13 protein-coding genes and 2 pseudogenes are annotated in these 12,065 nt (G+C 36.8%); 2 read left to right on the top strand and 13 right to left on the bottom strand.

Annotated features, from left to right (window positions below):
• Nucleotides 1–54 precede the first annotated feature (54 nt).
• The 8 genes and pseudogenes from AB3X49_RS00610 to AB3X49_RS00645 form a co-directional block, all read right to left on the bottom strand.
• A pseudogene (locus tag AB3X49_RS00610) lies at nt 55–201 on the bottom strand (IS5/IS1182 family transposase); the annotation flags it as partial.
• Nucleotides 202–247: 46 nt separating this feature from the next.
• Nucleotides 248–1,087 (bottom strand): annotated as a pseudogene (locus tag AB3X49_RS00615) (N-acetylmuramoyl-L-alanine amidase); the annotation flags it as partial.
• 40 nt (nt 1,088–1,127) lie between these two features.
• Nucleotides 1,128–1,472, bottom strand: coding sequence for a hypothetical protein (locus AB3X49_RS00620; protein ID WP_002015616.1), 345 nt, complete (start codon nt 1,470–1,472; stop codon nt 1,128–1,130).
• A gap of 143 nt (nt 1,473–1,615) precedes the next feature.
• Nucleotides 1,616–2,230, bottom strand: a complete 615-nt coding sequence (ytpR, locus tag AB3X49_RS00625) for a YtpR family tRNA-binding protein (protein ID WP_367960133.1) — start codon at nt 2,228–2,230, stop codon at nt 1,616–1,618.
• Nucleotides 2,227–3,039: a DUF1444 domain-containing protein gene (locus AB3X49_RS00630; RefSeq protein WP_002129459.1), complete on the bottom strand. Its 813-nt coding sequence runs from the start codon at nt 3,037–3,039 to the stop codon at nt 2,227–2,229. Before AB3X49_RS00630 ends, ytpR begins: the two co-directional genes overlap by 4 nt.
• Before the next feature lie 79 nt (nt 3,040–3,118).
• Nucleotides 3,119–3,433, bottom strand: coding sequence for a thioredoxin family protein (locus AB3X49_RS00635; protein ID WP_002015619.1), 315 nt, complete (start codon nt 3,431–3,433; stop codon nt 3,119–3,121).
• Nucleotides 3,434–3,516: 83 nt separating this feature from the next.
• Nucleotides 3,517–4,026, bottom strand: a complete 510-nt coding sequence (locus tag AB3X49_RS00640) for a DUF84 family protein (protein ID WP_002089045.1) — start codon at nt 4,024–4,026, stop codon at nt 3,517–3,519.
• 328 nt (nt 4,027–4,354) lie between these two features.
• Entirely contained in the window at nt 4,355–5,428 is a 1,074-nt protein-coding gene (locus AB3X49_RS00645; protein WP_367960135.1) for a M42 family metallopeptidase, read from the bottom strand.
• A gap of 148 nt (nt 5,429–5,576) precedes the next feature.
• On the opposite strand from AB3X49_RS00645, the gene AB3X49_RS00650 reads away from it, so the two are divergent.
• Nucleotides 5,577–5,888 (top strand): PepSY domain-containing protein, encoded by a 312-nt coding sequence (locus AB3X49_RS00650; protein ID WP_002015622.1) that lies wholly within the window; start codon nt 5,577–5,579, stop codon nt 5,886–5,888.
• Nucleotides 5,889–6,016: 128 nt separating this feature from the next.
• On the opposite strand, the gene AB3X49_RS00655 is transcribed toward AB3X49_RS00650, so the two are convergent.
• Nucleotides 6,017–6,871 carry a YtnP family quorum-quenching lactonase gene (locus AB3X49_RS00655; protein ID WP_483298762.1) on the bottom strand — a complete coding sequence of 285 codons (855 nt, stop codon included), beginning with the start codon at nt 6,869–6,871 and terminating at the stop codon, nt 6,017–6,019.
• Between the two features lie 70 nt (nt 6,872–6,941).
• Entirely contained in the window at nt 6,942–7,595 is a 654-nt protein-coding gene (gene trmB / locus AB3X49_RS00660) for a tRNA (guanosine(46)-N7)-methyltransferase TrmB (protein ID WP_002138679.1), read from the bottom strand.
• 232 nt (nt 7,596–7,827) lie between these two features.
• On the opposite strand from trmB, the gene AB3X49_RS00665 reads away from it, so the two are divergent.
• Nucleotides 7,828–8,106 (top strand): YtzH-like family protein, encoded by a 279-nt coding sequence (locus tag AB3X49_RS00665; protein ID WP_002015625.1) that lies wholly within the window; start codon nt 7,828–7,830, stop codon nt 8,104–8,106.
• A gap of 3 nt (nt 8,107–8,109) precedes the next feature.
• On the opposite strand, the gene AB3X49_RS00670 is transcribed toward AB3X49_RS00665, so the two are convergent.
• From AB3X49_RS00670 to thpR, 3 genes are all read right to left on the bottom strand, one after another.
• A complete protein-coding gene (locus tag AB3X49_RS00670) occupies nt 8,110–8,907 on the bottom strand; it encodes a phosphotransferase (RefSeq protein WP_367960136.1) in 798 nt (265 codons plus the stop codon).
• Nucleotides 8,908–9,152: 245 nt separating this feature from the next.
• Complete coding sequence (gene pulA / locus AB3X49_RS00675; RefSeq protein ID WP_367960137.1) at nt 9,153–11,294, bottom strand: type I pullulanase; 2,142 nt, start codon at nt 11,292–11,294, stop codon at nt 9,153–9,155.
• A 137-nt stretch (nt 11,295–11,431) separates the two neighbouring features.
• The gene (gene thpR, locus AB3X49_RS00680) at nt 11,432–11,977 is read right to left on the bottom strand and encodes an RNA 2',3'-cyclic phosphodiesterase (RefSeq protein WP_002067707.1); all 546 of its coding nucleotides are present in this window, start codon (nt 11,975–11,977) and stop codon (nt 11,432–11,434) included.
• Nucleotides 11,978–12,065: the final 88 nt, after the last annotated feature.

Below are 12,065 nucleotides of genomic sequence, written 5' to 3' on the forward strand. Positions count from 1 at the left end.
ATCAGAGGCTGCATAATTTAAATTTTCTGTGTCTATTTTATTGACGTAATATCAGCCTGTTGTGAGCAGGTACAGTACGCCGCAGAATACTTCGTACAAATCAACTTTGCGGGGACGCGTCCTTTTCCGTGCGTTTTCTAAATCCTCTCGAATCAGTTCAAACTGTTCACGGGATATATTACTTGTATAATTGTGTATCATAGGAATCATCCTTTTTACATAGATTATACCCTAGATTTTAGACAGGTTCTAATAGTACTCCTGGAACTTTTGACCAATTAAATCCAGAAAGATCATCCCGAAATTTAATTCCATTTACTTTCACTTGATGATTCTCTCTCATTTTATTTACTATCGTTTGAGAGATTTGAAGACTTTCAGCATAAATCTCTTTCGTATACGGACTTCCTTCTGCCGGTGTCAATACAGCAAATCCACTTTGATTTGGATTTTCAGAACCATCTGCGTGAAGGCGCAAAAATAAATTCGCTTTATGATCATTCGCGAATGTTGCTCGTTCCTTATTACTTATATCAACCTCATGTGACGTTCTCGTCATCAATACTTGTATACCTTTTGCTTCCAGTTTTTCTTTCAATATAAAAGCCATCTCTAATACAAGAACTGATTCCCTCTTTTTCGTTACAACTCCCGCTGTTCCGTCTGTTACTTTATATTTTTGCGTAGTTGCTCCTGGACCAATTGCCTCTAAATTTAAATTCGCTTTTTGTTGATGCCCTGGATCAATAACGACGAGAAACTTTTCTTGTTTTTCATTACTCTCTACTTTTTGTTCATTATTTTGTACTGGTTGCTCAGTTGGCTGCAGCGGCGTAGTTTCCTCTTTCTTTTCCTCGGCCGGCACTTCCTCCTGCTTATGTTCCACTTGCTCATTCGTTTGAATTGCTTGCGGCTGTTCTTTCTTTTCTTGTTCTTCTTGCTGCTTTTCTACCGGTGCGTCTTCCTTATTATCTTTGTTTTTTTCTTGTATAGAAGAGGTTGTTTCTTTTTTCGGCTCTTCTTGCGAACAACCTCCCATATATATTCCAATGACTGCAATAGCGCTCATTATTTTTATATACTTCATTTTTCTCTCCTATCACTTTGCACCGGTCTCAAAGTTTTTCTTATAATTGTTTTATAATTTCATCCATATTTCCAATATGAACGGGTTGCCACGTTTCTGTACCACGCTCTGCGGTATAGACTAGATAAGCATCATCAGCTACATTTACGAAAACAGGATCCCCCATATCCGTTTCATATCCGATAACAATCCATTCCTCTTTCCATTTTCCACTTTCTTCACTTATTAATGAATTTTTATGTTTATCATATCGATAACCGATTTGTCCTTTTTCTAATTCATTTTCGCTAAACACATATATTTCATAGGAACCTAGTTCGATATCTTGCTGTTTTGAAGTTTCAATTCGTTTCAAAAGTTCTGCAATTTTTGGTTGTTGCTTCATACGTCTACCCCCTTCTTTTTTCTAAATTTTACCTAATCCGTTTTTGAAATACAATATAGATTTTGAGAGGAAACGTTACAATCCTAGGAATTTCGCACAAAAAAATAGCCTCACATATGCGAGACTACTTTTTCTAACATCAATTAAAATTTAAATTCTTGTCCAACTTCAAAGCTATCTTCTAATACAAGAATACCTTTTTCTTCTGGAGCATCTGGAAGCTCTAACTCACGTGCAGAGCAAATCATTCCAGAAGAAGGAACACCGCGAAGTTCAGCTGGTTTAATTAACATACCACTTGGCATTACAGCACCGATTTTTGCAACAACAACTTTTTGTCCTGCATCAACGTTTGGTGCACCACATACGATTTGTAATGTTTCTGTACCGATTTCTACTGTACAAATGTTTAATTTATCAGCATTTGGATGCTTCTCTTTTTCAGCTACATAGCCTACAACAAATTTCGGCGTGAAATCAGCTTCTACTTTTTCTTCAAAGCCATTCTTCGCTAAAATTCCGTTAATTTTTTCAACAAACTCTTTCGTTAATGTAACGTTTCCGTTGTCTGTTACTTCTACATAAGAAGATGCATTAAAGATGTTGAATCCTGCTGTTACGTTGCTTTCACGATCGTATACGCGAGCAACATCTCCTTTGCGGTCAAATGTACGGTTTTCTAAAGTAATATCTTGTAAGGTAACAATTAAAGTGTCATCAATTCCTTCAAGGTTGTAAAAAACGTTCACTTCGTTCATCCTTTCTCTTTTCCATCTGTCTTCTTCCGATTCTTCGCTAAAATAAAGATTGGTTCGAAGTCTCCATCTTCATATACGAATGAAAGTGATGTAATCGGAACATGCCCTTCGGCAAAAAATTTCATTGTCATTTGTGCAATAATATCATAACCGATTTCGTTGACGATATCAGCAATAATTAATACATCTTGGTGAGGAACTGCAACAACCATATCACCAGAGATCTTTTCACGCATCGAGTGTAGTAACGATTCGTTTAAAATACGACTCGCATCGTATCCATCATTTGTGTTTAAAAAGTAGAATGTATTACCTGCTACTGTCTCCTGCTTAAATTCATAGCCTAATGAGCGAGCATTAAATAATGCCATTTCACGTACTTGTTCCTCTGTAAGCTCTAATTTTTGCAATAAGCGCTCATCAATTAATCGATACGTTTTATTAGAATCTAGTGCATAGTAAATACGTGTTTCCGCCGTATGGTCCGTCATAATAAACGGATTTCCTTCTTCTGATTGTTTCGGGAAAGAAGTAGAGCGAATAACAGGTAAAATTTTCGCCGTGCTATTTTCTTCTTTATGCATTGCAATTAGCGCTTCTTGTACGTAATAAGCGACCTCTTCAATTGCTTTTTCTTTGTTCACTTCCCATTTTGCAACTACTCCTGGAAGTGATACGTTAATACCTTTTTTCGAGTCTGTTTGTTCAATACGAAGAACTTCTTTCTCGCTATCATAATGAAAGTCCCATTCTGGTCGAGATAATTTCTTCATTAACTCGTCTTTCATCTTTTTACTTGTCATTTTCATCTCTTTTTCCTCCCTTCCAAAAAAATAACCTCCCCCGCGAAGGTAGAGGTTGTTTTTACAATTCAATTGGCTAATTGTCTTATTTTAAACCTTCAATAAACTCTTCGATTTGCTCTTGTGTTTTACGATCTTTATTTACATAGCGTCCAGTTTCTTCACCTTTATTGTACGCTACAAAGCTTGGAATGCCAAATACGTCTACTTTCACGCATAAATCAATAAATTCATCACGATCTACATAGTAAAATGAGAAATCACTATACTTCTCTTCTACTTCTGGCATAAATGGATCAACGAAACGGCAATCTGGGCACCATTCTGCTGAGAACATGAAGACTACATTCTCTTCATTTTTTAATTCTTGGAATTGTTCCATGCTTTCTAATGATTTCATCTATATTTCCTCCTCTAACGAGTGCACTTTTTCACACTATAATCTTTTCTTTATACTACCATACATCGCGCATGGTGCAAGGTTTATGCTTGCTTTTCATCATACTTATATTGCCCAACAAGTAACTTAACAACGTGTACAAATAATTCCGTTCGGTCGACATAATCATCTGTAAAAATACCGATAGCACCTTCGTGACTACGAATATCTTTTCGCTCTACAAACTCTTCCATCACTTCACTTAGCTCTTTTCCTTCTTCAAGCGGTGCTAAAAAATCGTCTGGTAACTTAATACGCGCCCCGCCCGCAACAAATGTTTTACCTTCAATCGTCGCTAAAGCACCCCAGTTACACATAAATAACCCATGCTCCGTTTTCATAACGCCGCCTTCTAGCCCAATGCCGATATGAGCTGCACCTTCCTGCAATGCTCTCTTCGCTCTATTTACTGCTCCTTGCATCGTCTCTTCATCTGAAAAAGGCTGATTTGCTACTCCTGATGGAACAGAAAGAGATGTAATTTCAGCATCTTCCCAAACCTTCTCCACAGCCCCAACCTTCGTCTTATTCTTCGATCCAACTACTACCTTCATTTCATTCACCTCTATATAAATTCATACTCATATTCCTTCTACATTCAAACTTTTCACTTTCACAACTTCGGGACTCAAACGTTAAAATAGATCATACTCTCACTATCTATTCGGAGTGAGCACCGATTAAGCACTAACCTCTACCACTCATCGCTAGGCCCTCTCTTCCACCTAAAAAAAGAAAAGGTTTTCCAAAAACAGCCTTCCTCTCTCTTCCTACCCGCGGTCTTAATACATCGCTCGAACACCAACTAAGCACTGACCACTCCCATTCATCGCTGGGTCATCTATTCAACCTAAAAAAAGAAGGGTTTTTCACCCTTCCTCTTTACGCGTTATTCTTAATTGTCTCTAACGTCGTTTTGTCCGTCGCTCTCACAAGCTTCGTAATTAATTCCTTCGCTGCCGCATAATCATCAACATGTAAAATAGAAGCATGTGTATGAATGTAGCGTGCACAAACACCAATTACTGCTGATGGGATACCAGAATTACTTGTATGCACACGGCCCGCATCTGTACCACCTTGTGAAATAAAGTATTGGTACGGAATGTTATGTGTTTCTGCTGTATCTAAAATGAATTCGCGCATTCCTCTATGTGTTACCATTGTACGGTCATAAATACGAAGAAGAGCGCCTTTTCCTAATTGACCGAACTGCGTCTTATCACCAGATGCATCATTTGCTGGACTCGCATCAAGCGCATAGAAAATATCTGGTTGAATCCTATTTGCAGCAGTTTGTGCTCCGCGAAGACCTACTTCTTCTTGTACAGTCGCACCAGAGTATAATGTGTTTGGTAATGTTTCATCTTTTAATTCCTTTAGCAATTCGATAGCAAGGCCACATCCATAGCGGTTGTCCCAAGCTTTCGCCATAATTTTCTTTTCATTTGCCATTGGTGTGAATGGGCAGATTGGAACGATTTGTTGCCCTGGCTTTATGCCAATTTCAATCGCATCTTCATAACTATCTGCACCTATATCAATTAACATATTTTTTATATCCATCGGTTTTGCACGTTGCGCATCACTTAATAAATGAGGAGGAATGGAACCAACAACCCCAATAACAGGACCATTCTTCGTCATAACTTGTACACGCTGAGCTAATAGCACTTGGCTCCACCAGCCACCTAACGTTTGAAAACGAAGCATCCCATTTTTCGTAATTTGCGTAACCATGAAACCTACTTCATCCATATGACCTGCTACAAGAACGCGCGGGCCAGTTTCGTCCCCTTTTTTCAGGCCAAATACGCTACCTAAACCGTCTTGCACAATCTCATCAGCATATTTGCTTAATTCTTGCTTCATAAAACTGCGCACATCATGTTCAAAACCTGATGCACCTTGTAATTCTGTTAACGTACGAAATAATTGTAATGTCTCTTTATTCACGAAGTCCCCTTCTTTCAAACCTTAGTAGAATACCTCTTTTATTGTAACGAAATTTTCGAAATGTTTCTAGTTTCTTCTTTTTTAGTTGCATTTGCATTATAATTATTATTGGTACACTATTTTTATTTTACAGAATTGAGGTGAATATATGAGCTGGAAAGGTTTAGTCACAGGTCTTGGCGTTGGGTTCGCAGCTGGTTATTTCGTTGCAAACAAAGTACAAGAACAATCCCATATTTCTTCAGAAAAAGCATTGAAAATGGTGAAACAAGCATTAAGTCATAAAGGTGAAATTACTGGCTCTTGGGTACATATGGTTCCAGAGGCATTTGAAAAATATGATGTCGCGTACGAAGTTTATCGCGGCGGTCTTACAACGATGTTAGATGAAATACAAGAACGATTTGAATTTTTAGTTGATGCTAAAACAGGTACTGTTTTAGAGGTTATAGCAGCATAAAAAGAGGTTTCCCATTAGGTGAACCTCTTTTTTTTTAGAATTACCAACAAAAGCTGATAATAACAGCAATACATAATAAGTGGAGATTGTTCCAATAAATATTTTTGGACACCTTCCTCTTATTAATATTAAGCTTCTATATTTGTTTTTCTCTCTATCTTCTCCACTATATGCCCTTCCTCATTCCACTTTACTGCACGGTAATACGCGTCATGATAAAACGTAAACCAAGCATCGTTTTCAGCGCCGTACTTCATCCACTTTTGTTTATGTTCAATCGATGTCATTGGATAGTCATCGTATGCCATTACCCATAATACATTTTGATGTGCATGCGTCGGTAAAATGTCCGCTAAATGAAGCATCGTTTCACCCTGACTTTCAAGGACGACAACAGCATGTCCATCGCTATGACCACCCGTATACACCATCTTTATTTCATCCGTAATTTCTATTTCTTGCCTGAACGTAACAATCTTATCAACGATTGGCTCCCAATTTCCCTTCCAATATGTATTACGCGATCTAACATTCGGATTTTTCATTTCATTCCATTCAGTCTCACTTACATAAATCGTTGCGTTCGGAAACGCCGGAACAAGGCGATTTCCCTCCCATTTTGTTAAACCAGATGCATGGTCAAAATGAAGATGCGTCATTAAGACGTAATGAATATCTTCATTATGCAGTCCCAATTTTTCTAAAGATTCCTTAACTGATGATTCTTCTGTTACACCTTGATTCCGCTTCATTTTCTCATTCAATTTACCATTCCCTATCCCTGAATCAATAAGCATGTTTCCTTCTTTCGTTTGTAAGAGTAACGGATCTGTTCGTAAATAAATATGATTTGTATCATTATGTTTATATTTTCGTGACCAAAGTACTTTTGGCACAACTCCAAACATCGCGCCTCCATCTAAATGTGTATTCCCACCTTTTAGCCACGTCACTTTTATATTTCCAATTTGTAACTGTTCCATATCCCATCCCCCTTTTTCATTTAATTTTAACATAATATTCCGATTATTTTTCATATAAAAAACCTATGCATTACTGCATAGGCTCCGTACGATATTTTGCTTCAACTCGATAAATACGATGACCTTTACTAGAAAATTTCTCTTCGTATTCTGTCATAATGTTTCCTTCATAATCACTATTATGAAGATCTAGGCTAAGGTAAGTTAATAACATACCATACTCAGCCATACTCATAAGAGAGTATTCAAATAGGCCTTGGTTATCAGTTTTGAAATGAATTTCTCCGCCATCTACTAACACTTCCTCATAATTGCGTAAAAATGTTTTATACGTTAAACGACGCTTCGTATGACGATTCTTCGGCCATGGATCTGAGAAGTTTAAATAAACGCGGTCAATTTCACCTTTTGCAAAGAAAACTGTTAAATCTTCAGCATCTTTATTAATTAACTTTAAGTTCGGTACTTCTTCTTCAATTAATTTATCAAGTGCATCTACAACAACACTTGTGAATTTTTCAATTCCAATATAGTTAATATGCGGATTTGCTTTTGCCATATCATACATGAAGCGGCCACGTCCTGTACCTACTTCAATATGAATTGGCTGTTCATTTCCAAATATTTCTTTCCAGTTACCAGCGCTCTCCTCTGGGTTTCCAATTACGATATGTGAATACTCATTAATTCGATCCATTGCATAAGGCTTATGTCTTAAACGCATAGATGTCTCCCTCTCTTTACAAAACTATTTTAAAGGAAAAATTCCTTCTTTCTGTTTTAATCAATCTATCAAACAAAAAACCAAGTACGTACGAGCACTCGGTCCGTTTCTTTCAAGTATAAGATGTACCATTTTGATAAAAACTACATAAAGCATTAAACATTCCATGACGAAACAGCTTTTTCTCTTACATTTCTAGGGAGAGAAAAACACTCGAAAGGATGATCCGTTCATGCCAATTAATCAACAGCATCAATTAGAAGTGTTAAAAGATATTTTAATCAACCATCAAAGTGATTGCTGCGGGACAGTTTCTGAATGCGAGCAATTAGAGCGACTCATTCAATCGTTACTCGCAAACGATAGTATAAGTAGTGACACTAAAGTAATGCTAAACGATGTATATTCTTATAGTCAATCGGGTAAATCTTCCTCTAATTTGGACAACCATATTTCCAATAATCAAGAACAACTTACTCAGTGGATTGCTGGAATGGACAATTTTTCTTAAGTATTATTCTGAAGCAAGTAGTTGCTGTAAATATTGATGCCAATATTTAGCTTCTGCTTGCTGCTTTTTTGTTGTGTGCCATTGCATAGATAAAATCGTTTGTGCTATCACATACCATCTCATACGCCTAAGCAATGGTTCATCTAGTTCAATCTCATAATATCCGAGCCACTCACTCCATTCATGGCGCGGAACATACCAATATAATAACATACCAAGATCTAAAGCTGGGTCAGCAATAACAGCCCCATCCCAATCAATTAAAAACAATTCATCTTCGTCCGACAATATCCAATTGTTATGGTTTACATCACAATGGCATACAACGAATTCATTGTACTCAATATCTTTTAATGACTCCGTTAAATATTGAAGACCTTGCTGAATTGTTTTATCAACTCTTATATCTCCTCTTAAAACGAGCTGTAATTGTTGTAATAACTCTTGCGCATGAAGCGGCTGCTTTCCTAGCCTTTGAATCATCTGCACAAGCGCTTTAGAGGAGTGTATTTTCTTCAAAAGTTTCGCAACACGTTCTAGTTTCATATCCTCTGGCTCTAACTGCTGTCCCGGAAGCCATTTTTGAGCAGAAATTACATCACCGTTCGTTACCCTTCTTGTCCAAAGTAATTTTGGAACAATTCCTTCTGCTGACAATACCGCTAAAAAGGGCGATGTATTCCGCTTTAAAAATAACTTTTGTTGTCCGTTTTGCGCAATATATGCATCGCCCGTTACTCCACCAGCCGGTATAAGACTCCACTCTTTTCCTAATAATTGTTCCAACCATTCCATATTCATTACCCGTTAACAAATCCTTATCTTTTATAGTTATGAAAAGAAAAACCGCAACATTTCTACACATGTTGTGGATTCATATATTTTACTGTATTTGAATGAAAAAACTTGGCATAAGCCGAAAACAGGATAAATCACCTGTTCTTCTAGTTTATTTTACAAAATCAATCATAGAATGACAACTTATGAAAATCGTCACCTTTGTCAATTCTACATTTATTACATTCTCATCGTCAAGTAGCGATTTGTCACATTATCGTCAATATATACGTGCTAATTGGAGCCAATTGAAGTTCCTTTCCTCTAAATGAAGAAATTGGCTCTATTTTCGCTTGCTTTTCGTTTACTAACACATGCCACGTTTCTTCTTTTGGAAGCTGCACCGTTTTAGCTTCCAAACCGCTATTAAATAAAACTACAATCTCTTTCCACGGTCCAATTAATTCTACATGCTCTAGGTGGTATGCCAGTACTTCTGTAGATGTTTGCAAAAAAGTCATATGCTTTTTTATAAGGTCTACATTTTGTAATCGGAATGCCCCGTGCCCTTTGCGAATCGCAATTAACCCTTTTATATAGTTAACGGTCTCCATCTCTTTCTCTTTTTGATCCCAATCTAATTGATTAATTTCATCATTTGCATTATAGCTATTTTCGTTCCCTTGCTTCGTACGATAAAACTCTTGCCCCGCATGTAAGAAAGGAATCCCTTGTGAAAGAATAACCATTGCAGTTGCTAAACGATGACGCCTTTTCAAAATTTCTTCTGATTCTGGATTACTTTGCACTAGTTTATCCCACATCGTCATATTGTCATGACATTCTACATAGTTGATGCTTTGTACTGGCTCTAGGAACAATCCTGTTTCTTTCATACTTAAAAGGCTACCAGCTACTATATACTGCAAATGATTACAGTCTACATGCCCACCAAATGCAAAGCCACGTTTATTTATATTAAAAGTACTTCCTTTTATTCCATCACGAAATTGATCATTAAACTGTGCGATACATGGCATTTTATTCGCATTATTTAACGTCGCTTTCTCTTCAAGAGGAAGCGGTGTTTGCAAATCCCATCCTTCACCTAATAACAGCGCATCCTGCTTTATTTTTCGTACTTCTTTTTGTAATTCATTCATCGTTTCAACATCTAAAATTCCCATTAAATCAAATCGGAATCCATCAACATTGTATTCAGTAAGCCAATATAAAACAGATTCTATAATAAATTTCCTCATCATTTTCCGTTCAGATGCTATATCATTTCCAACTCCCGTCCCATTAGAAGGCATACCGTCTTCCCCATGACGAAAATAATATCCCGGGACAAGCTTCTCAAATGATGATAATTCTCTTTCATAAACATGATTATATACAACATCTATAATCACTCGAATACCGTGATCATGAAACGTTTCAATTAGTTGTTTACACTCTACTATCCTGTTATATGGATCAGAAAGGTTTGTAACATAAAATCCTGTTGGTATATTGTAATATAACGGATTGTAGCCCCAATTATATGCGGAAGCAGGATTCACTTCATCTATACCACCAAAACAATGTAAAGGTAATAGTTCAACATGTGTAACGCCTAAATCTTTTATATGAGACAATCCTGTTAATGTCCCATTTCGCCCTACTGTCTCCTCTTCCATTAGCCCTTTATATGTTCCTTTCTTATTCACCCCACTGTTTGGGTGAATAGTAGCGTCACGAATATGCAGTTCATACAATATGGCATCTGTCATTGACTGTAATGGTGATAATTCTACTCGTTTTGTCACATTCGTTTTTTCCAAATCGATAACGACGCCGTATTTTCCATTTATCGTCGCAGACTTTGCATAAGGGTCAACCGCTTCGTTCCATATTAAATTAATACAAACAAGGAATGTATATCGTGCTCCATCATGATCACCTTGTAATGTATGAATCCACACTCCGTTTTCTTCTCTGTACATTTCATAATCAATATATTCTTTATCACTTTTATAAATCCGTACTTTCGCAAGCCTTGCAGTCGGAGCCCATACTTTAAATATTGTTTCTTCTTTTGTATACACAGCACCTAAGTCGGTACCTTCGTAATAATATTTTTCATCGAAAACTACTGTTCGAATCACAGCGCCTATTTGTAAATCTGTTTCTTCATTCCGTTCATCCCGTACTGTATAATACTTCCCCACATCTATCGGCTCTTCTATAAAACATTCATACTTCGTTGCATCTGGAAGAGCAATAGTATGAACAATCGGTAACTCTTTCACATTGCTTCCTTCTTGTAAACGAAATGTCCGGCTTGTTCCATACGCATGCGGGAGCAAAATTGTAATTTTATTCATTTCATCTAAATAGGCATCAAATGGACGTTTTACTTTCAACATAAAAAATCACCATCATTCTTAAAGTTAAAATGAAACGAGCTGCAAATGATAAGGGTTTTCTTATCAGCGAAGCTCTATACAGTAACACATTATTCCCTATAGTATATTCACCTGTATAAAAAACGTTTTCATACATTCTATTTTTGTAGTTTTATTTCAGTAATCGATTTATACTTCGGTGTTTCCTTAACGTGAGATTCATACAAAGTAATCGTATCTGCTTGAAATGATGTTACAGGTAACTCTTTTACATTTGTCAGATCAAACACTTTTTCTCCTACCCATTTACGCGCAACAGTAATATGTGGATGATAAGGACGTGTATCTAGAGAGAAGCCATTTTCTTCACAAATTGTATGCACTTGCTTTTGTAAAGTAAACAAATCTTGATTATCACTTATCCCCGCCCAAAATATACGCGGCTGGTCCACCTGTCCGAATGTAGAAAGTCCTTGTAACGTGAACGATAATTCCGTTTTTTCTGTAAGTGTTTGTAATCCATTCTTTATTCCTTCTAACTGTTCCTCTGTCGCACTTCCTAAAAATGAAAGGGTAATATGATAGTCTTCTTCATGTACCCACGAGCGAAATGGTAATTCATCCTTCATTTCCTCTTTATAATTAGAAAGAATTTCTTTTATATGACGTGGTAAAGTTACTGCGACAAAATAATGCGGCACCATCTACATCGTCTCCTTTATGTTATTGTTGCTTTTCTTCCTTATCTCATTCAGCTAAAAAGAATCCGCCCTCTAAAGTAGAGAGCGGTCA

Source organism: Bacillus sp. C30 (assembly GCF_040838255.1).
In the GTDB taxonomy this organism is placed as follows: domain Bacteria; phylum Bacillota; class Bacilli; order Bacillales; family Bacillaceae_G; genus Bacillus_A; species Bacillus_A mycoides.

What these genes read in the sequence shown, in the direction of transcription:
- pulA (WP_367960137.1), bottom strand. Translation starts at nt 11,294, where the DNA reads ATGTTGAAAGTAAAACGTCCATTTGATGCCTATTTAGATGAAATGAAT.
- AB3X49_RS00670 (WP_367960136.1), bottom strand. Translation starts at nt 8,907, where the DNA reads ATGAATATGGAATGGTTGGAACAATTATTAGGAAAAGAGTGGAGTCTT.
- AB3X49_RS00650 (WP_002015622.1), top strand. Translation starts at nt 5,577, where the DNA reads ATGAGCTGGAAAGGTTTAGTCACAGGTCTTGGCGTTGGGTTCGCAGCT.
- AB3X49_RS00630 (WP_002129459.1), bottom strand. Translation starts at nt 3,039, where the DNA reads ATGAAAATGACAAGTAAAAAGATGAAAGACGAGTTAATGAAGAAATTA.
- thpR (WP_002067707.1), bottom strand. Translation starts at nt 11,977, where the DNA reads ATGGTGCCGCATTATTTTGTCGCAGTAACTTTACCACGTCATATAAAA.
- AB3X49_RS00635 (WP_002015619.1), bottom strand. Translation starts at nt 3,433, where the DNA reads ATGAAATCATTAGAAAGCATGGAACAATTCCAAGAATTAAAAAATGAA.
- AB3X49_RS00655 (WP_483298762.1), bottom strand. Translation starts at nt 6,871, where the DNA reads ATGGAACAGTTACAAATTGGAAATATAAAAGTGACGTGGCTAAAAGGT.
- AB3X49_RS00665 (WP_002015625.1), top strand. Translation starts at nt 7,828, where the DNA reads ATGCCAATTAATCAACAGCATCAATTAGAAGTGTTAAAAGATATTTTA.
- ytpR (WP_367960133.1), bottom strand. Translation starts at nt 2,230, where the DNA reads ATGAACGAAGTGAACGTTTTTTACAACCTTGAAGGAATTGATGACACT.
- AB3X49_RS00640 (WP_002089045.1), bottom strand. Translation starts at nt 4,026, where the DNA reads ATGAAGGTAGTAGTTGGATCGAAGAATAAGACGAAGGTTGGGGCTGTG.
- AB3X49_RS00620 (WP_002015616.1), bottom strand. Translation starts at nt 1,472, where the DNA reads ATGAAGCAACAACCAAAAATTGCAGAACTTTTGAAACGAATTGAAACT.
- trmB (WP_002138679.1), bottom strand. Translation starts at nt 7,595, where the DNA reads ATGCGTTTAAGACATAAGCCTTATGCAATGGATCGAATTAATGAGTAT.